A 22350-nucleotide genomic window follows, 5' to 3' on the forward strand; every position below is an offset into this window, starting at 1 on the left:
ACGCACGCCGGAACGATGTGGGGGCCCGAGCGCATGCCTACCGTTGCGCGACCTCCGGCCAACAAAGGGGCAGCATGATGTTCCATCGATGGCGTCTCGCCTTGCTTTCCGTCTGGGTTTCGGTCGCGATCGCCCAGGCGCAGTCCACGGACCCGGCCGTCGTCGGCCAATGGACGCCCGTCAAGAAGTGGCCCTACTCCGCCGTCCACACCCACGTGCTTCCCACCGGGAAGGTGATGTTCTTCTCCGAGTTCGCGGATGGAGACAATCCCTACCTCTGGGACCCCACCACCGACGCGCTCACCCCCCTGCCCAAGGCGGGCTTCAACATCTTCTGCTCGGGCCACGCCTTCATGGCGGACGGGCGGCTGTTCATCGCCGGAGGCCACATCGCGGATGACTCGGGCCTGCCGTACGCCGCCATCTTCGACCCCTTCAAGCTCACCTGGACGCGGCTGCCCAACATGAACGCGGGCCGCTGGTACCCCACCGTCACCACCCTGCCCAACGGCGACATGCTGGTGATTGGCGGCGCCAAGGAGGACCGCACCAAGAACCTCATTCCCCAGGTGTGGCAGACGTCGAAGGGTTCCTGGCGGACGCTCACCGGCGCGAGCCTGGAGCTCATGTACTACCCGTGGATGTTCGTCATGCCCTCGGGCAAGACGCTCATGTCCGGCTACTGGAGGCCCTCGCGCTATCTGGACACGGACGGCGTGGGCGCGTGGACCAGCGGCCCGCGCACGACCTACACCGCCAGCCGCAACTATGGCAGCGCGGTGATGTACGACGAGGGCAAGGTGCTCATCACCGGCGGCGACAACCCGCCCACCAACAACGTGGAGGTGCTGGACCTCAACGTCACCAAGCCCGCGTGGCGCCCCGTCGCCCCCATGCGCTACGTGCGCCGCCAGCACAACAGCACCGTGCTCCCGGACGGGACGGTGCTCGTCACCGGCGGCCACGGCGGCCCCGGCACGGACAACCCCAACTACCCCCGCCTGGAGACGGAGCTGTGGGACCCGGTCAAGGAGACCTGGTCGCTGCTCGCCCCGCTGGGGACCTATCGCGGCTATCACTCCACCACCGTGCTCCTGCCCGACGGGCGCCTGTTGTCCGCCGGCAGCCGCAACGTGAAGACGATGCAGGTCTACTCGCCGCCGTACCTCTTCAAGGGCCCGCGTCCCACCATCTCCTCCGCGCCCGCGACCATCCGCTATGGGGAGACCTTCCGCGTCAACACGCCGGACGCGGCCAACATCACCATGGCCTCCTGGGTGCGGCTGGGCTCCGTCACACACGCGTTCGACGAGAACCAGCGCTTCATGAAGCTGCGCTTCACCGCGAGCGGCGGCGGGCTCAACGTCGTCGCGCCCCCCAACCCCAACGTGGCGCCGCCCGGGCACTACATGCTGTTCCTCCTCAACGGGCGCAAGGTGCCGTCCGTCGCGAAGATCATCCGCATCGGCGGGGATGGCACCACGCCGCCGCCCACGGAGCCGCCGCCGAACACGGGCTTCACCGCCGTGGCCTTCGGCGCCGAGTGGAAGTACGACGACCGCAACGTCGACCCGGGCCCGACGTGGAAGGCCGCGACGTTCAACGACAGCGCGTGGAAGAAGGGCCTGGCGCAGCTCGGCTATGGCGAGGCGGACGAGCGGACCGTGCTGACGAAGACGACGCCTGTGCATCCGACGGTGTACTTCCGCAAGAAGTTCACCCTGCACGGCATGGTGGAGCAGGCCACGCTCAAGGTGATTCACGATGACGGCGTGGCGGTGTTCCTCAACGGGACGCAGGTGTTCAACAGCCTGATTCCCAACCCCGCCCACGCGGCCTACGCCCAGGGAGCCAGCTCCGACAACCACCTGAGCCAGACGACCATCCCAGGCATGCGCTTCGCGATGGGCGAGAACACGCTGGCCGTCATGGTGAAGCAGGCGAACGCGACCTCCAGCGACTTGTCCTTTGATCTGGAGCTGAAGGTGACGACGGACGGCATGCAGCACGACGCCCTCTTCCTGGAGAGCCCCAACGGGGGCGAGACGCTGCGGCCGGGCCAGTTGCAGACGGTGCAGTGGATGACCCACGGCGCGGGCGTCGACACGGTCGACGTGCAGTTCTCCCAGGACAACGGCGCCAGCTGGAGCACCGTGGAGACGGGCGTGTCGAACATCGGCTTCTACGAGTGGAAGGTGCCGCGCACGGAGACGTCCCAGGGCGTGCTGCGCATCCAGGATGGCGCCCGGCCGGACATCGAGGACAAGACGGACCTGCCGTTCACCATCACCGCCACGCCCCGGTTCAAGGCCATCGCCTTCGGCGAGTACTGGAAGCTCGATGACCGCAACGTGAGCCCCGGCGCGCAGTGGACCTCCCTGGGCTTCAACGACAGCGCGTGGCGGCAGGGGCCCGGCCGGCTCGGCTATGGCGACGGTGACGAGCACACGGTGCTCACCAAGACGAACCCCGTGCAGCCCAGCGTGTACTTCCGCAAGAAGCTCACCCTGGACGAGGCCATCCACACCGCGCACCTCCAGGTGCTCCATGATGACGGCGTGGCCGTCTGGGTGAACGGGCGACTCGTGTACTCGCGCTACATGGACAACGGCATGGAGCACGGCGCCTTCGCCAGCGGCGTGGTGAAGGACGCGGTCCTCAGCACCTTCAGCTTCGACGGCTCCGTCTTCGTCGAGGGGGAGAACATCATCGCGGTGATGGTGAAGCAGGCCAACGCGGAGTCGAGCGACGTGGCGTTCGACCTCGAGCTGGACCTCGAGGCCCGCTGAACCCGGGGCGTCACCGGCCCCGGATGTGAGTCACAGCACCTTCACCGCTTTGACCATGTCCGGGGCCAGCTCCTCGTGCGGCAGGATGGAGAACCCGAGCTGCTTGCTGACGTTCTGCATGGCCCGGTTGCCCGCGAGGATGTCCGCGACGATGCGCCGCACGCCCCACGCGCGGCCCACCTCCACCAGCCGGCGCAGCATCTCCGTCCCCAAGCCCTGGTGCTGCACCTCGTCGCTGATGAGGATGGCGTACTCCGCGTCCTCCGTGCCTCGCAGGCGTGTCAGCCGCCCCACCCCCAGCAGCTCTCCGCCCTTGCGCTCGGCCACCAGCGCCAGCTCCCGCGCGTAGTCGTTGAAGCAGATGCGCGCCAGGCGCTCGTGCGCCACGCGCGTGCTCAGCTGCATCAGCCCCGCGTAGCGCAGGAACACCGTCTGCTCGGAGAGCGTCTTGTGGAAGCGCGCCATCGCCGGCTCGTCCTCAGGACGGATGGGGCGCAGCATCAGCTCCTCGCCGCTCTTCATGCGGAAGGGCGCCACGTACTGCTGCGGATACGGCTCGATGACCAGCCGGGGCAGCTCGGCCTCCGTCACGGACGGGGGATGCAGCACCACGCGCGCGTCCAGCGCGAGCAGTCGCTCCGGTGAGGCAAGCAGTGGGTTGATGTCCACCTCCTTCGCCCAGCGCTGCTCCACCACCAGCTGGCCGAAGCGCACGAGCAGTCGCTCCAGCTCCGCCAGGTCCACGGGCTTCGCCCCGCGCACACCCTTGAGCGCCTGGAGGATGCGCGTCTGCTCCATCATCCTGCGCGCCAGCGTGGTGTTGAGCGGCGGGAAGCCCAGCCCCCGGTCCTTGAACACCTCCACCAGCGTCCCGCCCGCGCCGAACAACAGCACCGGGCCGAACTGCGGGTCCAGGCTGCTGCCCACGATGAGCTCGTAGCCGCCGAGTCGCACCATGGGCTGCACGGTCACTCCCGCGAAGGCGTCCCCTTGTCCCAGCTCCACCAGTCGCTCGCGGATGCCCCTGAACGCCGCGCGCACGGCGTCCACGTCCCGCAGGTCCAGCCGCACGCCCCCGACGTCCGTCTTGTGCGTCACCGAGAAGGAGTGGAGCTTGAGCACCACGGGGAAGCCCAGGGACTGGGCCTCGGCCACCGCGCCGTCCTCGGTCGTGGCGAGCCGCGTCTCCACCGTGGGGATGCCGTAGGCGGCGAGCAGCTGCTTGGACTCGTACTCCGTCAGCAGCGTTCGGCCCTGGGCTCGCGCGGCGTCCACGAGCCCACGGGCCACGTCGCGACGCCCGGCGGGCTCCTCGGTGAGCGTGGGCGTCTCGTACAGGCCCGAGAGGTTGTACGCGTAGCGCCACATGTAATTGAAGATGCGCGCGGCCGTGTCGGGATAGCCGAAGGTGGGGATGCCCGCGTCGTTGAGGATGCGCTCACCGGCGGCGACCTCGGAGCCTCCCATCCAGCTCGCCAGCACGGGCTTGTGCCCGAGCTTCGCGTAGGGCTTGAGCCGGTCCGCCGTCTGTGTCGGCTCCGTCATGTCCTGCGGCGTGAGGATGACCAGCAGGCCGTCGCTGTTCGGGTCCTTGCCCGCCACCTCGAGCGCCCGTGCGTAGCGGTCCGGGTCCGCGTCTCCCAGCACGTCCACCGGGTTCGCATGACTCCACTGGGGCGGCAGGAAGGTGTTCAGCGCGGCGAGCGTGTCGTCTCCGAGCACCGCCAGCTCGCCTCCGCCGGCCACGAGCGCATCGGTGGCGAGGACTCCAGGGCCTCCCGCGTTGGTGAGCACCGTGAGGCGGCGGCCCGAGGGCCTGGGCTGCCGGGCGAGCGTCTCCGCCATGTAGAAGAGGTCGGAGATGGACTCCACGCGCAGCACGCCGGAGCGGCGGAAGGCGGCGGTGAGAACCTCGTCGCTGCCCGTGAGCGTGCCGGTGTGGGACGCGGCGGCCTGCGCGGCCTGCGCCGTGCGTCCGGCCTTGATGACGATGATGGGCTTGGTGAGCGCGACCTCGCGCGCGGCGGAGAGGAAGGCTCGCGCGTCACCGATGGACTCCATGTAGATGAGGATGGAGCGCGTCATCGGGTCATCGGCCAGGTAGTCGATGAGGTCGCCCCAGCCCACGTCCAGCATGGAGCCGACGGAGACGAAGGCGCTGAAGCCCACCGACTCGCGCAGGCTCCAGTCGAGGATGGCCGTCAGGAGCGCGCCGCTCTGGCTGATGAAGGCCACGTTGCCCGGCCGGGCCATGGAGCCTGCGAAGGTGGCGTTGAAGCCCGTGGGGGGACGCATCACGCCCAGGCAGTTGGGGCCGATGATGCGGATGCCGGCGGCCCGTGCAATCTGGAGCACCTCCTGCTCCAGGGCCGCGCCCTCGGGGCCCGTCTCCTTGAAGCCCGCGGAGATGATGATGGCGCCCTGGACGCCCACCTCCGCGCATTCACGGATGACGTCGGGCACGGCGGCCGCGGGCGTGACGACGACGGCCAGGTCCACCGGCTCCGGCAGCGCGCGCAGGGATGGCCAGGCGCGGATGCCCAGCACATTGGGGCGCTTGGGATTGATGGGATAGACGGTGCCGCCGAAGGGGTTGCTGATGAGATTCCAGAGGACGGTGCGCCCCACGCTCCCCGGACGCTCGCTGGCCCCCACCACCGCGACGCTGCGGGGCTTGAAGAGGACATCCAGGGGCTGACGTGTGCGCTGCTGCTGGTGCAGCACGTCGTAGGAAGGGTCCGACTTCCGGGAACCTGGGGCGCGCGGGTCCATGATGTCCTGTCTCACGCGACGCGGGGCCCCACGCAAGGCTCTTGCGTCAAAAGCGTGTGGCACCCGTCATCCGTCCCGTCGAGAAGGGAGCCCCCTGTGAGGCTCAGTCGAGGCCGCGCTTGCCGTCGGCCCAGTAGGCCTTCACCTTCTGTCCCGCGTGGGGCGCGCCGCTGTCGCGCAGCGTGGCTCGCAGGGTCTGGATGGAGCGAGCCCGGCCGGTCAGGACGAGCTGAGCGCCGGGTCTGCGCTCCAGCGCCGCGCGCACCCGCGACGCCACCTCCTTCGCGTGTGCGTCCGAGGTCTGCCGCTCCACCACCGTGGCACCGGTGAGCCCCAGCTCCGTGAGCAAGGACTCCGACTCGGCGCGCTCGGAGACCTCGAAGACGTATTCGACGTCGGCCGTGCTCGCCCGCTGGTTGCGCAGCGTGTGCGCGACGGCGAAGGACGTCTCGTCGCCGAAGAGCACCACGGGGCCACGCAGGGACTTCAGGTCGATGGAGCCGCGTGGCCCGAAGAACTGGCAGCGGTCCCCGGGCTTGAGGGCACGTCCCCACGCCGCGCCAGGACCGTCACCATGGAGATAGACGAGGAAGCGCGTGGCCCCCAGCGCCGCGTCCCAGCCCAGCGGCGTGTAGGTCCGCATGCCCTCGCCCGCGAGGTAGACCTGCACCTTGTCGCCTGGGCTCCACGCCACGTCCCGGAGGCCATCCCCCACCCACTCCACCCAGCGGAAGTGCGGTGACACCTCGCGGACGCGCTCCACCGTCGCCTCCCGGAAGAACAACCGCCCCAACAATCCGCCGATGATTCCCTGCCCCGAAGCCATGACTCGCTCTCCAGCACGACGTCTTTCCGAGAGGCCATTCTCCTCCTTCGCGCCGCCTCGCGGATGAACAGAGATGACGCTCAGATGAAGAAGTGTGAAGCGTCGAGAACCCTCAGTGGTCACTCAAAACCGGCCAATGAAGGTCCCCTGAAAGCGGCCAAAGGAGAGGGCCGAGACGTTGACGCCCGGGTACCAGGAGGCGGGTTCCCGTCAATCCTGGCGCATCCGTGAGGAGCTGTTAGTGGCGGCGCCATAGGAAGAGGGCGTCCCACAGGTTGTCATGGGTCATGTCTTGTCCGTGCGCCCATTCCAGGAGCACGTCCTTGCCCGGAATGAACTCGAACGAGCTCCAGAACCATTGCGCTTGCGGCGGATAACCCTCGCCCATCTTGAAACGTCCGGTCATGACCATCGTCGCAGTGGGTCCACCGTTTTCAAAGGCGTAGGGGCGGCTGACCAAGGTCATCCTCGGTGTCGCCATACCACTGGCGTCAACGTCCACATTCAACGCGCGCGTCGTGAGAAGCATCATCTGGCTGATGTGCCCACTAAAGACCCCGCGCAGTTCTGGACTCCAGGCGCCGGCGAGGCCCTTGGTGGTGGCGCGCTTCGCCATCGGCGAAGCCGGTTGCGTGTTGTCGGACTGCGCGTAGCCAGGGAGAAACTGTCGGCCCTCGACAAAATAGAAGTCGGGACGCGGCCCGGTACCGGGGACAGGGTATTTGTCACCGAGCTGGGCTCTGATTTGCTGAGTCAGGGTCATGTCGCCCAGGCCCACATGGTCGCGTGAGTGGCCACCGGCGTCGTACATGGTCGCAACCTTCGAGGTCGCCGCAGATGCCGGCAACGAGAGCTTGCTGATGAACATGTCGTGAAACCGCACAATCTGGCCCAGATCTCCGGTACCGGAAACCAGGGCCATCACGTCCGGATGCGCAGGAACCTCTGCGATGACGGTGACTGTGACGTCGATACCCTTCTCGCGATGCTGCTCGATCGTGCGCTCCAACGACGCGTAGGCCGCACTTGCCTTCTTCAGCTCCGCGCCCCGCACATAGCTGAGCTGGTCAGCGAGGAGCATCGACCAGGCGCTGCCCATCCTGGCACGGGTGGCATTGACTCTCTGCGCATGCGGCGAGGCTGTGATCGCATTGACAGGTGGCCCGCGCCCCTCAAATAGCGTCCTGGTGCCTCCGGGGCCGGACACAGGTCCGCCGCCAGTCGGGCCGGTTCCGCCGGTCTTGCCGTCGCTCGCACCGGTTACGACCTTGCTGACTGGTGGCCTGCGCCCCTCGATCGGCGTCCTGGTGCCTCCGGGGCCGGACACAGGTCCGCCGCCAGTCGGGCCGGTTCCGCCGGTCTTGCCGTCGATCGCACCGGTTACGACCTTCCCTGTGGGCACATTCCTGCGCACACCGCCGCTCTTGATGATGGACCCGCCGGCGCCTGGGTCGATCCGCTGTTCGAGACGCCCAGGCTGCACGCGCATCGGCATATTCCTGCTCCCGGTGGCTGGGAACGAAGGGTCGCGGACGCCGCCGCCGGGAAGTGCCGTGGGAGCGAAACCGCTGTTGCTCCCGCGGACCACCTTTGAGAAGCCCTGGCCCGCGCTGCGAAAGGCGACTGCGTCACCCCAGGTGCGCGGCACGTCGCCAGCCTTCCATGGTGCGCCCGTTCTCGGGTTGGTGCCTTGAGGAACTCTGTCCTTGTCAATCTTGAAACGCGCGGCCGCATCGGCGGCAAGCACATCCGACTCCGAGTGAATTCGCGCAGAGACCGTTGTGAGCCCCGCTCTGTCGGCCGCCCACAGGCGCCGGTGATCGAGCGATACCAGCCGCCCGTCACTCATCTTCACGACGTCCGCAGGACGCGAGATGTCCCACCCCCGCTGGCGCATCTGGGCTGCCATCCGGCCGAGGCTTACGCCGTCACCTGTCTTGAAGCTGATGTCAGCCTGGGTGTATTCGATCCTGGCGAGCTCGACCATCTGCGCATCGGCCGGAAGCTGAGGGCCGGAGCTGAGCTGGCGAGTTGGGGGAGCCGGCGCGCGCGCGATGGCGAGTGGAGCCCCGCCTGGCCGCCTCACGGGCGCCGAGCCGGAACCGCCCGTTGTCCCGGACTGCTGCATCACGTGGGTCAGCTCGTGGGCCAGAAGTCGCCGGTCCGAGACTGTTCGCCCCTCGCCAAGGACAATGTGGTGGCCGAACGCGAAGGCAACCGCGTCGACCGAACGAGCGGCGTCAGCAGCCTGCGCATCGGCATGGATACGGACCTTGCTGAAATCCTGGCCGAACCTCGGCTCGAACTCGGCGCGGACGGTAGCGTCCAGTGGCCGCCCGGGTGAGCGCAGAACCTCAGCCACACAGCCGGGTGCTGCGCCTGATTCGACGCGAGCCCCGGAGGCTGAGGATGCGCCTGGGCGCGGCTGAATGCTCTCGGCAACGCGATCCGCCTCATGCTCGAGAGGATGATCGAATGCGCCGACAACAAGCTTTGACGGCACGATGTCTGGCAGAGATCGCACCTGGGGTCGGTCCGCTGGGCGAGGCGCAGATATTGAGATCTTGCTGAAATCCCACGAAGCGCCGCGCGGCGCTTGCTCCTGAAGCAGGCTCGCCGCCTTGCCTGCACCGCCCGATGCCAGCGACGCAAGCGGCGAGGGCTGGGCCGTCGATTGACGGGCTGGGCTTGCAAGTCCCTTGGTCGTCTTTGGAGCAAACATGAATGAAGCCTACTCCTTCTGTGGAGCATCGGCGGAATGGGAGCCCTGCAAGGTATGGGTTCGGCTGCGCGCGCGGGACGTGCGCACCTTTCGCCATGTCAGGCCCGGCGGGAGCTGAGGCAGTCAATGCAGGCGGCCCGGTGACGACCCACCTGGTGTCTCGAGAATCCGGTGCGGTACACGAGTCATCAATCTCCTACTCCGAACCAAAGACCTGCGCGAGATAGTGCTTCGAGCACGCCGCCCATTCAGGATTGTCGAAGAATGCTGCCTCGACCTAGTGGTGTATGAAACGCATGGCAAAGCCGCGCTGCAAATAGTCCTCGACGCCCACGGGCAGCGGCCGGATCTCTCCGACTCCGTCGAGTGGCACGAAATGCAGCCGGTCGAGGACCCGGCCCGATTCCATTTCGAGGCAGACCGCGAACTCGCCCTCGCAGTAATCGAAGGGCACGAGGCGGTCGAGCAACTCACGCGCCTCCGGAAAGGAACCGTACGGGTCGAGCAGTTCCGCTCCACGTCGGCCGTCGATGCCGTCGACGCATGTGGAAACAGGGAGGACGTTCGCCTCTCCGCCAACGATGTCGATCTCGCGGTCGAGATACTCGATTGCGGCGCCTTGTTGCAAGCGCCATCGGATCTGCATGAAGTCAGCCTGCGCGTAGAAGCGCTCGAGTGCCGGGGGCAGTGTCAGAGTCTGTCGTACGCGGGCGAGCTCGGCGCCATTGTGGCCATACGTCAGCACGCACCGACCCGCTTTCGCCACCGAGGAAGCCGCGAGGGGCGCGATACAAGCATGGAATCGGTCCGAGACCGGATTATCGCTCATCGATGGATGATACGAGAGGAGACACGTTTGTCGAGCTGCGCCACCCAACGGCGCCATTCCGTTCACCGCGACGAGCCTGTGTCAGGGCGTCGTTTCGACGGTCGTCCCGGGCTCGCTCCGCTCCCACAGGCCATCAACATGAGAGTGTTCAGCCGATGCGCTGCATCTCCTGCCCACCCGTTCCTGGGCCTCCACGAGTGCAACAAACGCTGGCATGCCACAGGCGTCGTCGCGACAGAGGCACGCAGCTTCGGGAAGTTCCATCATGCGTATACGGGCAGCGTCACTCGCAGCGAAGTAGCCGCACTTCCTGGTACCCGGCGAAGGGCGCTACGTTGCCGCCCTCCCGGTACATCACCTTGTCGCGGAGGCGCTTCGCGGCTGCGATAGCACCCCGAGCCGCTACGGATTCGCCAGGACGCCCAGGTCCGAAGACACGACGGGGCCGGACGTCATGGACCCGCAGCGGGAAGCGCCATCCCCGGTCGTGGGGTTGAACTCGTTCAAGAAGACGACCCGCAGTGAGTAGCCCGGGGCGGCGCCGAAGACGCCGCGAACGCGCTGCGCATCCGTGGCCGTGTCATTCACACCGAAGCGCACCGACGCGTTGCCGAACATGTTGTTCGCCTTGAACGTACAGCCCGGCGTGTATTGGAACGTCGACGTGGTGAGCGCCGTCGGCCATGTGCGCGCCAGCAAGCGGGCGATGGGCTGGCCATACCAGACGGGGTTGGAGGCACGGCTCAACGTCTGCGGATTCGGCCACGTGGTGGAGCCGTAGCGCGGAACACCATTGGGGCCCGAGTAGAGCGTCGTCTGGGGCGTCACGCCGGCGACGTAGTCATTCAAGCCCAGGCCGCTCGCGAGCAGCGTCAGGTTCTCCCCCGAAGGGAACAGTGTCGAGCCCCGGCTCATGTCGAACGCGTCGTACGGGACGTTGATCTTGATGGAGGGCGCCGGCAGCCTGAGGTTGACGAGCAGTTCGTTGGTGCGCGTCGTCGAGCCATCGAAGAACAACTGCACGGAGCTCGTCTCCGGGAACGAATCGATGATGGACTCCTCGATGGTGGAGCTCATGCTGCCCGCCGCCTCACTCTCGATGACGTCGTAGATGAGGTTGGGGATGAGGCCCAGGATGGGAACGACCTGCACCGCGTTGCAGAGGAACGGCCAGTCGAGGCTTGCCTGGGGCGCCGTCACCCAGTCCACCGAGATACCCGTGAAGTCCGCCTTCAGCTTGAACGTGCCATAGGCCCGAATCGTCGGGTCACACCAGTTGTTGATGTCCGTCTTGAACTTGAACGAGAAGCCCACGCCATTCGTGGTGACGGAGAGCTGGAGGCTGCTCGGGTCGTAGTCGTAGATGCGGCGCATGGAGCCATCCGTCGACATGATGACCGTTGAGTTCGTCTCGCCATTGAACTTCGTGTAGAGCGCCTTGCCGAACATGTTCCACAGCTCGGTCCGAGAGAAGCCGATGGGCGCGGCGACGTCACGCGCCTCGACGGTATCCACCTGCACCATCGGGAAGCTGTACGTCGCGACGCCGCTGCCGAAGGTGCGCCCCACGGTGATGGTGACCTGGTTCGTGGTGCCGTCTCCCAGATAGGGGAAGAAGATCCACAGGTTGTAGCCATAACGGCTGGGGTCCGCGGGCTGGTACGAAGCATCCGTGGCCGAATACCAATAGCCATCCGTATAGTCCGGCGTCAGGACACGCGTGCCGACCTTGACCTCCTTGATGTACGTGCACCTGTCGGTGATGAGGTCGAATCGCAGGCCATTGGCGGAGACGTACTCGATGCCGCCTCGGCGGATGCGACCACTCTCCGGATTCCAGTTCGCGGGGGCACCGCCGCCCATGGGGAGGGCCTGGGGGCTCATCAGCGTATTGCTGAAGATCTGCGGCGTGGTGCCCGCGTTGCCACACGCATTCTGAAGGGTCCACCCGCCGCGGGTGGCCGCATCTGTCCGCGCGGAGAGCGTCTCGGCTTCGGGTTCGGGGAGTCCCTCCTGACCACAACCCAAGACGAGCGACAGGAGCAGCAAAGCAGAAAGACGGCGCAACGAACGCATGGAGAGCCTCGAGTGGAGTGGATGATCCCTGGCGCCGAGCGCAGACACGGGCCAACGGTCAAAGACGGTCGCAGCGTATCTACACTTCCGCCCGCAGCGAGGCTTCCGCACGGGCGCCAGATGCTTCCGCGGCCACGCCAACCACTTCATCCCCACATGCGGGCCCACGCGCTCCCCGCAGCAATCCAAGACCCGCCCCGTGGATTCAACAAACCCTCCACGCGAGACCCGCAATCACAACCAGGCCGCCCCGCACCAAAGACAGTCAAAAACTCAAAGACAACCAACTGGCCACACCCGGGGCCTCTGATTACCATCGAAAAGTCACACCCCACCCACAGGAGTGTCCATCATGTCTCTGGCTTCCCCCAGCGCGACACCCCAGTTGCGCCGTTACATCGCCGCGTTCAAGGAGCGCGGCAATCACATCAAGTCCAGCAAGTACCTCAACGCGCTGACCTCGGGCGACTTCGAGCGCGAGGACTTCGTGGAGGCGCAGGTCCACATGCGCACCGCGGTCGCGAACTTCTCGCGCCCCATGGCCCTGCTCCTCAGCCGACTGCCGAACGTCTCCGACAGGCTCCCCCTCCTCGAGAACGTGAACGACGAGCACGGCAGCGGAAACCCCCGCGATGCCCACGACAACGCCTTCTGCCTGCTCCTGGAGCGCCTGGGCGCGTCGCGCGCGCGGGTGGAGCGGTGTCGCCCCTGGCCGGAGATCCTCGCCTTCAACACGTCCCTGGCGGGCACGGCCTGCTTCGAGTCCGTCCACTTCGGCATGGCGGTCTTCGGAATGATTGAAGACCTGTTCGGCACCATCGCCCTCGTCACGGGCGAGAGCATCGTCAAGCACGGGTGGCTCGCACGGGACCAGATGGTCCACTACCCGCTCCACTCCACGCTCGACAACAAGCACGCCGATGACTTCTATCGCTTCCTCGACGGCCCCTATGAATCGGACCCGAAGCTGGCGAGGGACATCGAGCAAGGGCTGGCGCTCGGCGCCCACCTCATCATGAACCTCTTCGACGACCTCTACCGGGCAAGACACCGCCGCGCGAACTGACGTGGGTACACCCCACGAGCGAGAGGAGCACCCCAGCGGTGCTCCTCCCTCGCACGCTCCATGACTACGCCGCCGCCGCGCGCGCCTGCTCCACCGCGGGCAGGAGCACTGACTTCGCCCACTGGGCCAGCGTCGTGGCCGTGGTGGTCTCCGCGCTGCGCGGCTCCGCGGGGTCCATGCGCCCCTCGCCCACGGCCTGGTACATCTCCGCCAAGAGCCCCACCAGGAAGTCGGGCAGGCCGTACCCCGCCATCGCCTTGCGGAAGTCATCGATGGAGATCTGCACCGCGCTCACCGGCCTGCCGGACACCTCCGTGAGGGTGCGCGCCACGTCCGTGTACGACAGGTGCGCGGGGCCGTGCACGCCGATGATGCGCGCGCCCTTCCAGCCCGCGTCCAGCAGCACGTCCGCCGCCTTGCGCGCGATGTCCGCCACCGCCACCATGGGCAGCGCGCGCGTCAGGGAGATGGGCACGAACAACGAGCCCGCGCTCGCCAGCGTCTGCACCGACTGCAGCAGGTTCTCCATGAAGTAGCCCGGGCGCAGGATGGTGACGTCCGCGACGGCGGCCTTGAACGCCTCCTCCACCGCCAGGAGCGCGCCCACCGGGCCCGTGCCCCGGCCCGTCTGCGCGCCGATGCTCGACAGCACCACCACCCGCTTCACGCCGTGCTGCTTCGCCTTGCCCGCCGCCACCCGCGCCGTCGCCTCCGCCCACTCGATGAAGTCCGGCCGCGTCGCCGGGGGCGTCAGCCAAAAGACGGCGCTCGCGCCCGCGAAGGCCTTGTCCAGCACCGCCGCGTCATCCGTGGAGCCCTCCACCACCTTCGCGCCGCGCTTCACCAGGTCCTCCACCTTGCGCGCGTCCCGGCTGATGAGCGTGAGCTGCTTTCCCGCGTCGAGCAGCGCGTGCGCGAGGGGACGGCCAATGTTTCCGTTCGGGGTGTTGATGACGATGCTCATGGGCGGCTCCAGTGACTTCGAGATGGTCAAAGGATGCGCCCGGTCCCACCATGAGGCGACCGCATGTTAATCATATGCCCATGAGCGCCATGCATACCGCCCGCCGCAAGGCCCGCGCCCCCAGACGGCCCCGTGCCCCCCGCGCCCCCGAGCCGAGCCCGCCGGCGAGCCCCGACCTGGACCTGGCGAACATCAACCTCAACCTCGCCGTGGCGCTCGACGCGCTGCTCACCGAGGGCAACGTCACCCGCGCCGCGGCCCGCGTGGGCATCACCCAGTCCGCCATGAGCCACGCGCTCAGGCAGCTGCGCGAGCTGCTCGGGGACGCGCTGCTCATCCGGGGACGTGGTGGCATGGTGCGCACCCCGCGCGCCGAGCAGCTCGCCGCGCCCCTCCACCGGGGCCTGCTCGAGGTCCAACGCGCCCTGCGCAACGAGTCCGTCTTCGACCCCAAGGCCTCCTCGCGGCGCTTCATCATCGCCACGACGGACTACTTCGCCTCCGCGCTGCTCCCGTCCCTCCTGGAGCTGATGGACACCGAGGCCCCCCAGGTGGACCTGGTGGTGCGCCCCCTCGTCATCCCCCAAATCGAAGCCCAGCTGGAGAGCGGTGAGCTGGACCTGGTCGTCGGCGCCTACCCGGAGCCGTCCCCCGTCCTGCGCCAGCAAAAACTCTTCACCGAGCACTTCGTCTGCGTCGTGCGCCGCGACAACTCCGTGGTGAAGCAACGGTTGGACCTGGAAACATTCCTGCGACTGCCGCACGTGCTGATGAGCCCGCGCGGCGAGGGCGTGGGCTCGGTGGACGTCGCGCTGCAGAAGCTGGGTCGCACGCGACGCATCGGCGTGCGGCTGCCATACTTCCTCACCGCGGCGCTGGCGGTGACGCGCACCAACCACGTGCTCACCGCGCCTCGCCGGCTCGCCGAGCTGTTCGTCGAGCCAGGCCACCTGCGCATCCTCCCTCCCCCGGTGGAGCTGGCCCCGTTCGACGTCCTGCAGGTCTGGCACGAGCGTTTCGACGGCGACCCGGCCCACCGGTGGCTCCGGGGGATGATGCTCCGCGCCGCCGCCGCGCCGCGTAGCAACCGCTAACCCCTGGACTCTCCACGACTTTTTCTCGGCGAGCAGTCGTGCTGTCGCTCGCCGACAGGGGCACTGAACGCCGATTCACCTGTGGGCGAGCATGCGACGGGCCGACCGGTGTAGGGTGCGACCCTATGACTTCTTCCGAGAAGCTGATTTTCACGCAAACCGTGGAAGCGCTCTTCCTTCGCGCTCTCGAGAACCGGCTCACGCCCGCGTGCCGCGAGCACCTGCGTCGTGCGGGGCTGGACCTCGAGCAGAAGCTGGAGCGGACCTACACGCTGGAGCAATGGAAGGAGTTCCTTCGCATCGCCGCGGGCCACGTCTACGGCGGCGTTCCCGCCGAGGCCGCGTACTACTCGCTGGGCGAGCGCTTCATGGACGCCTACTTCGGGACCTTCTTCGGTCGCGCGCTGCTGGGCGTCGTCCGGCTCGCCGGTCCCCGGAGGATGCTGCTGAGGGCGGGGATGGGCTTTCGCGCCGGCAACAACTTCAGTGTGGTCGAAATCGTCGAGCGCAGCCCCACTTTCCTGGAGCTGCGGATGAACGACGTGCTGGCGGACCTGCCCACGTTCTCCGCGGGGCTCCTGGCCCGGGCGGTGGAGCTGTGTGGAGGCTTCCGCGTGGTGGTGCTGCCAGAGGAGTTCGACGGCACCGCGTCGACGTTCCACATCCGCTGGGCGGAGGTGACGGCGGAGGCGGCCATGCCTCCTCCGGATGATGGCTCGGCGGGCGCGTCGCGTCCTCGCGCCTGAACGAACCGAGTCCCGCGCGCCCCCCTGTCGCAATCCGCCAGGGTGGCGCGCGGAACGCCATGCTCGTGCAGCTTGCGAGCGGGCGCGTCGACGGCCCCGGGAGCACGCGCTCCCGAGTGAGGCCGCGCCGCCCTCCCCCACGTCCCCCCGCTGGCATCCGCGCTGCAATCGCTGAGTCCCGAAGTGGAGGACTCATGGACGGCAATGGCGGTGATGTGGTGGGGAAGCTCGAGCGTGGCGCGCTCTGGGGTTGGGGCCTGGTGATTCTGGTGGCGGCGGTGCTCGCGGGGGCCGGGGTGTGGCACGGCCTGCTGCATGGCGCACCGGATACGCCCGCCGCGCCGCTGCCCATCGCCCAGGCACCCAAGGCACTGGACCGGGGCCCGGACGCGCCGCTGCCGCCCGCGACGGAGATCGACGCGCTCCTGCGCTCGCGGCTGGCGGGGGCCTCGTCCCAGCGTGAGTTCGGCGTGTGGCTGCGCGAGGCGGACCTGCTGCGCCGCTTCGTCGCCGTGGTGTCGAACATGGCCAGCGGCGAGAGCCCTCGGGCGGTGGTCGGCTTCCTGGCCCCCGCCGGTGAGTTCCAGGTCCGCGCCCAGGAGGGGCGCACGCACATCGCGAAGCGGACGTACGGCCGCTATGACGCGGTGGGCCGGGTGGTGGGCAGCCTGGACTCGACGCTGCTGGTGGACACGTACCGCGAGGTGCGGCGGCTGGCCGAGCGCCTCCACCAGGAGAGCGCGCCGCCGGGCAGCTCCTTCGAGTCCACGCTCCAGCGCGCCTTCGAGCAGGTGCTCGCGGTGCCGGTGCTCGACGGTGACGTGGAGGTGATGGCCCGGGGCGCGCTGTACGTGTACGTGGACCCGGCGCTGGAGGCGCTCACGCCCGCGCAGAAGCACCTGCTGCGGATGGGCCCGGCCAACCTGCGCCTCATCCAGGGCAAGGTCCGCGAGGTGTCGCAGAAGCTCAACCAGCAGGCCTCGAGGCCCTGAGTCCTCCGTTACCGCCCGAGCCGGGCACCGAAACGACGTCCGGGCGCCCGGAGCAGGGGCGACCCGGCGGGCAACATCCCCCTCCTCGGCGCGGGATGTTGCTATCTGCCCCCATGCGCCTCTCCCTCCTGCCCGTCCTCTTGTTGTGCACGGCGCTCACCGGCGTCATCGGCGGAGCCGTGTATTTCATCCAGCGGGACAGGCAGGCGCTGGTGGACCAGTTCGCCCGGGAGCGCCAGGCCCAGCTGCGCGAGGCCGCGCGCGGGGTGTCGGAGGCGCTGGAGGACGTGGGGGAGGACCTGCGCTTCACCGCCGAGCTGCTCTCCCAGCCGGGCTCGCCCGAGGAGCACCGCCGGGAGCTGCGCGCGCTCCTGGAGGCGGTGGGGCAGTACAAGGCCATCGTCGTCTTCGGCCCCGAGGGTGACGAGCGCCTGCGCCTGCTGGACCGGCGCACCGGTGAGTCCATCGCCCGGCAGTACCCCGCCCAGGCGCTGGCCCTCACCGCGAAGAGCGCGCTCGAGGGGCCCGAGGGGCACATCGCGTCCTCACCGCCGCTGAGCGGGGATGTGTCCGGGTGGCTGCGGGCCTTCGCCACCGCGCTGCCGGAAGACTCGCCGGGCGGAGGGGGCGCGGTGGTGGTGCTGGTGGACGCCGAGCCCCTCTTCGCGCCGCTCAAGCTGCTCACCGCGGAGAGCGACACCCACCTGTTGTTGCTGGGCGCGCACGGCACGCCCACCGCGCTGAGCGCGCCGATGCTGGCGGCGCGCTATCAGCGGCCCGGCACCGACACGCCCGGGCTCACGCTGCTGAGCCAGCGCCTGCGCGAGGGTGAGGCGGGCTCGCTCGTCATCGACCGCGCCGAGGCGATGGCGCTGGGGCTGGGCGACGCGGAGGTGGTGGCGAGCTTCGCCCCGGTGGGCATGAAGAACGGCGCGCTGTGGCCGCTGGCGTCGCTGTCCTCCACGCGCGGGCTGCGCTCGCACGAGCGGAGCCTGGTGCTGCGGCTGTCGTTCGCGGCCTTCCTGTTCTCGTCGTTCCTCATCGCCTTCGGCGTGTACGTGGTGCTGGCGCGCAGCCGCGCGGTGGCGCTCCAGGAGAGCCTGCGGCACGCCAGCCGCCTGGCCCACCTGCACGACAAGACGCAGAAGATCCTCGACCACATCCCCACGGGCGTGCTGGCCCTGTCTACGTCGGGCCGCATCACCTCCGCCAACCAGGCGCTCAGCTCGCGGATGCCGAAGGACGTGGTGGGCGCCACGCTCGCCGCGGCCTTCCCCCAGGCCCACGCGCCCGTCATCCAGCGACTGGAGGAGCTGGTCAACGCCGCGGGCCAGGACAACCGCGTGCGCAGCCTGCACGCCGAGCCGCTGCGCCTGTTCGAGTCGGAGGGCCAGTACAACGTCCACGCGGTGCCGCTGGAGCCGCACCAGCCCGACGTGCGCACGCTGCTGGTGCTGGAGGACCTGAGCAACCTGCGCGCGCTGGAGGGGCAGCTGTTGCGCGCGGAGAAGCTGGCCACCGTGGGGGTGCTCGCGGCGGGCATCGCGCACGAGATTGGCACCCCGCTGGGCATCATCCGCGGCCGGGCCGAGTACGTGCAGGACAAGCTGGGCCCGGAGCACCCGCAGTCCCCCGGCGTGGGCGCCATCGTCGAGCAGATCGACCGCGTCAGCCGCACCATCCGCCAGCTGCTGGACTTCTCGAGGCTGCAGCCCGCCGAGTCGCGGGCGGTGGCGCTGGGGCCGCTCGTGAAGAGCGTGCAGGAGCTGCTGCGCGTCGAGGCGGAGCGGCGCCACGTGGACCTGCGGCTGGACGTGACGCAGCCCCTGCCCGCGCTGGCGGCGGACGCGGACCAGCTCCAGCAGGTCCTCGTCAATCTGCTGCTCAACGCGTGCGACGCGTGCGAGCCCGGAGGCCAGGTGCGGCTGACCGCGACGCCGGGCGAGGCGGACGCGTCCGGCGCGTGGGGGCGCGTGTGCATCACCATCGAGGACGACGGGTGCGGCATCGCCCCCAGGCACCTGCACCAGGTCTTCGACCCATTCTTCACCACCAAGAAGCGCGGCCTGGGCACGGGCCTGGGACTCACCATGGTGGCGCACATCGTGCGCAACCACGGTGGACGCATCGAGCTGGACAGCGCGCCCGGTCAAGGCACGCGAGTGATGCTGCAGTGGCCCGCCGCGGCCCCCGCGCGAGAGGAGCAACATGTCGGTTAGAGCCCGGGTCCTCGTCGTCGACGACCACGTCGAGATGGGGCAGATGCTGCAGGAGCCGCTGGCGGACGCCGGCTATACGGTGGACGTGGCGTCCGGAGGCGCGGAGGCCATCGCCCAGCTGCGCGCCGCCGTGTACGACGCGGTCATCTGTGACTTGCGAATGAAGGACGTGGACGGCTTCGACGTGCTGGAGGCCGCGCGCAAGCTGGACCCGGACCTGCCCGTGCTGATGATGACGGCCTTCGGCGGCGTGGAGAACGCCGTGGAGGCGATGAAGCGCGGCGCGTGGCACTACTTCGCCAAGCCCTTCCGCCTGGACGAGGTGCGGCTGTACGTGGGCCGGGCGCTGGAGCAGCGGCGCATGCGCGCCGAGCACCGCACGCTCAAGCAGCAGGCGGAGGACCGGGGCCGGCTGGGCGCCATGGTGGGCCGCAGCGGCGCGATGCGGGCCCTGTACGCGCTGGTGGAGCGCGTGGCCTGGTCCAGCGCGCCGGTGCTGGTGCGGGGCGAGAGCGGCAGCGGCAAGGAGCTGGTGGCCCGTGCGCTGCACTTCGAGGGCACCCGCCGCGCGGGCCCCTTCGTCGCCGTCAACTGCACCGCCCTGCCCCACGCCCTGCTGGAGAGCGAGCTGTTCGGGCACGTGAAGGGCGCCTTCTCCGGCGCGACGAGCGCCCGGCGGGGCCTCTTCGTGGAGGCCGATGGCGGGACGCTGTTCCTGGATGAAATCGGGGACATGGCGCCGGAGCTCCAGGCGCGGCTGTTGCGCGTGCTGGCGGAGGGCGAGGTGCGGGCGGTGGGCGCGGATGGCTCGCGCACGGTGGACGTGCGGGTGGTGGCCGCGACGCATCAAGACCTGGAGGCCCGGGTGAAGGAGGGCCGCTTCCGCGCGGACCTGTTCTACCGGCTCAACGTGGTGACGCTGCGGGCGCCGCCGCTGCGGGAGCGACCCGAGGACATCCCCGCCCTGGCCGAGCACTTCCTGGAGCAGGCCCGGGCGCGAAACCCGCGCTCGCCCGTGGAGCGCTTCGCCCAGGAGTCCCTCGCGGCGCTGTGCTCGCTGCGCTGGCCGGGCAACGTGCGCGAGCTGGAGAACCTGGTGGAGCGGCTGGTGGTGCTGGGGACCCGGGACGTGGTGGACCTGGAGCAGCTGCGGCCGCACCTGGCGGAGGGGGGTCCGGAGCCCCACCCGCTCCTGGAGGCCCAACGCGAGGTCATCCCCTTGCGCAAACTGGAGAGCGAGTACATCTCTTGGGCCGTCGCGCGCTGTGGCGGGAACAAGACACGGGCGGCGGAGCTGCTCGGAATCGACGTCTCCACGATTCACCGGCGCGAGCGTTCGGAGGGCAAATAGCCATGGGCGGCTTGGCGTTTCGCAACACCGGCTGAGCGTCGCCGGGGACGTCCCGAGTGAGGACACCCCGGCACGGCGCATGCTCAGCACGAGGCCATGCGCCCCTTCCTCTCGCTTCTCGTCGTCGTCCTCGGTCTGGTGGGTTGTGCCGCGAAGCAGCCCATCTCCACGGTCTCCACCGACTCCCAGCCCCCCCATGCTCCGGTGGCCACGCGTCCGGAGCCGGAGCGTCCCTCAGCGATGACCCCGAATCCCGACACGGACCTGCACCCCATCCGCCTGGAGCCCGTCTACTTCGAGCTCGACTCCACGACGCTGCGCCCGGAGTTCCGCGACACGCTGACGCAGCTGGCGGACGACCTTCGCCAGCGGCCGCAGGCGAAGGTGAGCATCACCGGGCACACGTGCGAGCTGGGGACCACGGAGTACAACCTGGCGCTCGGTCAGCGTCGGGCCTCGGTGGTGCGCGACTACCTGCGCCGGCTGGGCGTGGAGCCGTCCCGGCTGTCCACCCTGTCCTACGGCGAGGAGCGGCCGCTCTCCGCCTCCGAGCTGGAGAAGAACCGCCGCGCGGAGCTCCAGCTCTCCGGCGGCTACCTGAACTGACGCGGGGCGCCCCGTCGTGACGCGGGCGTGACGGGCCGGGGGCTGGAAACGACGACGTCCGCCACGGGCAGCGGGTGCCTGGGCGGACGTCCTCGAGACTCGTGCTGGGTTTTCGTGGGGCGGGTCAGTCCAGGCCGCGCAGCAGCTTCGACTGGGCGAAGGCGGCGAGCTGCTGGGTGTTGAACTTGCCCTGCGCGATGTCGCCCACCGCGGTGGCCGCCGAGCGGACCGTGTCGACGGTGTCCGCGAGCTTGCCCACGTTGGAGGCGCCGTTGAACAGGCTGCTGACGCCGGCCAGGGGGCCACCGGCCACCATGGACAGGCCGTTGTCGATGAACTTGTCCGCGAAGGGCTTGGCCAGCTGGCCCAGGCCGAACGGGAGGTTGTCGAGCGCCTTGCCGACGATGTCCTTGAGGGGGCCGGAGATGGCGCTGAGCGCCTTGTCCAGCAGGCCCGAGACGGAGCTAAGCGCCTCGGAGACCTTGCCCACCACATCACTGAGGCCCTTGGCCAGGCCGCTCAGGCCCTGCGCGAGGCCACCCAGGCCGCTCAGGCCCTTGGACAGCCCACCGAGCGCCTTGCCCAGACCGCCCAGCGCGTTGCTGATGCTGTTGGCCGCCTTGCTCGCCGCGTCCGCCGCCTTGCTCGCGGCGTTGCTGGCGCTGTTCGCACCGTTCGTGCCGTTGCTACCACCTGCGCCACTGGAGCCGCCGACAGACATGGGATTTCCTCGGTAGAAATGATTATCCCCATTATCGGAGGAGCACGGAGGAAGTTGCCTCCAAGGTAGGTTCAGAGGCGATCAGGCCCCCGGGGGACGTGCTTGAGGAGGGCCTTGCGGGTCTCCTCGTCGACCTCGACCTGGGACTGGTTCTCGTCGCCGCGGAGGGAGGGCTTGCCCGCACCGGGGGCGGGCTTGGACTCGAAGCCGCTGTAATAGGCCGGCGGGGGGCCCAGGCCGAGCTCGCCCCGGGCGGCGCCCAGGAAGAACTCGCCGACCTCCTCGATGCTGGCGGGCTCGTAACCGGACTGCTTGAGGATTTCGTCGGGGACGACCTGGAGGACGGGCTCCTTCTCCGGGTGCTGGGCGTAGTCGAGGACGAGCTCGACGTAGGCGGCCAGCTCCATGCCCACGGACTTCGCGATGCGCTGGGTGTCGGGGTCCGCGAGCAGCTCGGCGCGGACGTTCTCCACGGGACGCTTGAGGCGGGGCTTGGACTCGGACATGGAATCACTCCAGGCAACGCGGGTGACTCCCGAGGTTAGACGGACCTCGGAGCAAGCTCCAGCCTGTCTGA

The 22350-nt window shown here is 68.9% G+C and carries 16 protein-coding genes; 8 read left to right on the plus strand and 8 right to left on the minus strand.

Annotated features, from left to right (window positions below):
* Positions 1–101 precede the first annotated feature (101 nt).
* Positions 102–2789, plus strand: a complete 2688-nt coding sequence (locus tag K8625_RS37045) for a galactose oxidase-like domain-containing protein (RefSeq protein ID WP_223785350.1) — start codon at positions 102–104, stop codon at positions 2787–2789.
* 30 nt (positions 2790–2819) lie between these two features.
* Here K8625_RS37045 and K8625_RS37050 read toward each other — a convergent pair whose 3' ends face one another.
* From K8625_RS37050 to K8625_RS37070, 5 genes are all read right to left on the minus strand, one after another.
* On the minus strand, positions 2820–5561 hold the full coding sequence (locus tag K8625_RS37050; RefSeq protein WP_223785351.1) for a bifunctional acetate--CoA ligase family protein/GNAT family N-acetyltransferase: 2742 nt from the start codon (positions 5559–5561) through the stop codon (positions 2820–2822).
* Positions 5562–5664: 103 nt separating this feature from the next.
* A complete protein-coding gene (locus K8625_RS37055; RefSeq protein ID WP_223785352.1) occupies positions 5665–6387 on the minus strand; it encodes a siderophore-interacting protein in 723 nt (240 codons plus the stop codon).
* 238 nt (positions 6388–6625) lie between these two features.
* The gene (locus K8625_RS37060; RefSeq protein ID WP_223785353.1) at positions 6626–9109 is read right to left on the minus strand and encodes a DUF4157 domain-containing protein; all 2484 of its coding nucleotides are present in this window, start codon (positions 9107–9109) and stop codon (positions 6626–6628) included.
* Between the two features lie 277 nt (positions 9110–9386).
* Positions 9387–9854 carry a hypothetical protein gene (locus tag K8625_RS37065; protein WP_223785354.1) on the minus strand — a complete coding sequence of 156 codons (468 nt, stop codon included), beginning with the start codon at positions 9852–9854 and terminating at the stop codon, positions 9387–9389.
* A 486-nt stretch (positions 9855–10340) separates the two neighbouring features.
* Positions 10341–12014, minus strand: coding sequence for a hypothetical protein (locus tag K8625_RS37070; RefSeq protein ID WP_223785355.1), 1674 nt, complete (start codon positions 12012–12014; stop codon positions 10341–10343).
* A 352-nt stretch (positions 12015–12366) separates the two neighbouring features.
* Here K8625_RS37070 and K8625_RS37075 point away from each other — a divergent pair, with 352 nt between their 5' ends.
* Entirely contained in the window at positions 12367–13080 is a 714-nt protein-coding gene (locus tag K8625_RS37075) for an iron-containing redox enzyme family protein (RefSeq protein WP_223785356.1), read from the plus strand.
* Between the two features lie 64 nt (positions 13081–13144).
* Here the strand turns inward: K8625_RS37075 and K8625_RS37080 are convergent, their stop codons facing one another.
* Positions 13145–14044, minus strand: a complete 900-nt coding sequence (locus K8625_RS37080; RefSeq protein ID WP_223785357.1) for an NAD(P)H-binding protein — start codon at positions 14042–14044, stop codon at positions 13145–13147.
* An 80-nt stretch (positions 14045–14124) separates the two neighbouring features.
* Between K8625_RS37080 and K8625_RS37085 the strand changes: the two genes are divergently transcribed.
* The 6 genes from K8625_RS37085 (at position 14125) to K8625_RS37110 (ending at position 21052) form a co-directional block, all read left to right on the plus strand.
* Entirely contained in the window at positions 14125–15138 is a 1014-nt protein-coding gene (locus tag K8625_RS37085; protein WP_223785358.1) for a LysR family transcriptional regulator, read from the plus strand.
* A gap of 125 nt (positions 15139–15263) precedes the next feature.
* On the plus strand, positions 15264–15884 hold the full coding sequence (locus tag K8625_RS37090; RefSeq protein ID WP_223785359.1) for a DUF2378 family protein: 621 nt from the start codon (positions 15264–15266) through the stop codon (positions 15882–15884).
* A gap of 194 nt (positions 15885–16078) precedes the next feature.
* Positions 16079–16876: a DUF3014 domain-containing protein gene (locus K8625_RS37095; RefSeq protein ID WP_223785360.1), complete on the plus strand. Its 798-nt coding sequence runs from the start codon at positions 16079–16081 to the stop codon at positions 16874–16876.
* A 113-nt stretch (positions 16877–16989) separates the two neighbouring features.
* A complete protein-coding gene (locus K8625_RS37100; protein ID WP_223785361.1) occupies positions 16990–19095 on the plus strand; it encodes a nitrogen regulation protein NR(II) in 2106 nt (701 codons plus the stop codon).
* Positions 19085–20446, plus strand: coding sequence for a sigma-54 dependent transcriptional regulator (locus K8625_RS37105; protein ID WP_223785362.1), 1362 nt, complete (start codon positions 19085–19087; stop codon positions 20444–20446). Before K8625_RS37100 ends, K8625_RS37105 begins: the two co-directional genes overlap by 11 nt.
* Positions 20447–20542: 96 nt before the next feature.
* On the plus strand, positions 20543–21052 hold the full coding sequence (locus K8625_RS37110; RefSeq protein ID WP_223785363.1) for an OmpA family protein: 510 nt from the start codon (positions 20543–20545) through the stop codon (positions 21050–21052).
* A gap of 124 nt (positions 21053–21176) precedes the next feature.
* Here the strand turns inward: K8625_RS37110 and K8625_RS37115 are convergent, their stop codons facing one another.
* Both K8625_RS37115 and K8625_RS37120 read right to left on the minus strand, forming a co-directional pair.
* Positions 21177–21773, minus strand: a complete 597-nt coding sequence (locus tag K8625_RS37115) for a hypothetical protein (RefSeq protein WP_141332160.1) — start codon at positions 21771–21773, stop codon at positions 21177–21179.
* A gap of 71 nt (positions 21774–21844) precedes the next feature.
* On the minus strand, positions 21845–22279 hold the full coding sequence (locus K8625_RS37120) for a hypothetical protein (RefSeq protein WP_046714694.1): 435 nt from the start codon (positions 22277–22279) through the stop codon (positions 21845–21847).
* Positions 22280–22350: the final 71 nt, after the last annotated feature.

This window comes from Myxococcus sp. AS-1-15 (assembly GCF_020037055.1).
Classification (GTDB): domain Bacteria; phylum Myxococcota; class Myxococcia; order Myxococcales; family Myxococcaceae; genus Myxococcus; species Myxococcus fulvus.

Excerpts from the sequence above, each read along its gene's own strand:
- K8625_RS37085 (WP_223785358.1), top strand. The coding sequence starts at position 14,125 with ATGAGCGCCATGCATACCGCCCGCCGCAAGGCCCGCGCCCCCAGACGG.
- K8625_RS37115 (WP_141332160.1), bottom strand. The coding sequence starts at position 21,773 with ATGTCTGTCGGCGGCTCCAGTGGCGCAGGTGGTAGCAACGGCACGAAC.
- K8625_RS37055 (WP_223785352.1), bottom strand. The coding sequence starts at position 6,387 with ATGGCTTCGGGGCAGGGAATCATCGGCGGATTGTTGGGGCGGTTGTTC.
- K8625_RS37095 (WP_223785360.1), top strand. The coding sequence starts at position 16,079 with ATGGACGGCAATGGCGGTGATGTGGTGGGGAAGCTCGAGCGTGGCGCG.
- K8625_RS37110 (WP_223785363.1), top strand. The coding sequence starts at position 20,543 with ATGCGCCCCTTCCTCTCGCTTCTCGTCGTCGTCCTCGGTCTGGTGGGT.
- K8625_RS37105 (WP_223785362.1), top strand. The coding sequence starts at position 19,085 with ATGTCGGTTAGAGCCCGGGTCCTCGTCGTCGACGACCACGTCGAGATG.
- K8625_RS37100 (WP_223785361.1), top strand. The coding sequence starts at position 16,990 with ATGCGCCTCTCCCTCCTGCCCGTCCTCTTGTTGTGCACGGCGCTCACC.
- K8625_RS37090 (WP_223785359.1), top strand. The coding sequence starts at position 15,264 with ATGACTTCTTCCGAGAAGCTGATTTTCACGCAAACCGTGGAAGCGCTC.
- K8625_RS37120 (WP_046714694.1), bottom strand. The coding sequence starts at position 22,279 with ATGTCCGAGTCCAAGCCCCGCCTCAAGCGTCCCGTGGAGAACGTCCGC.
- K8625_RS37080 (WP_223785357.1), bottom strand. The coding sequence starts at position 14,044 with ATGAGCATCGTCATCAACACCCCGAACGGAAACATTGGCCGTCCCCTC.
- K8625_RS37060 (WP_223785353.1), bottom strand. The coding sequence starts at position 9,109 with ATGTTTGCTCCAAAGACGACCAAGGGACTTGCAAGCCCAGCCCGTCAA.
- K8625_RS37075 (WP_223785356.1), top strand. The coding sequence starts at position 12,367 with ATGTCTCTGGCTTCCCCCAGCGCGACACCCCAGTTGCGCCGTTACATC.
- K8625_RS37050 (WP_223785351.1), bottom strand. The coding sequence starts at position 5,561 with ATGGACCCGCGCGCCCCAGGTTCCCGGAAGTCGGACCCTTCCTACGAC.
- K8625_RS37070 (WP_223785355.1), bottom strand. The coding sequence starts at position 12,014 with ATGCGTTCGTTGCGCCGTCTTTCTGCTTTGCTGCTCCTGTCGCTCGTC.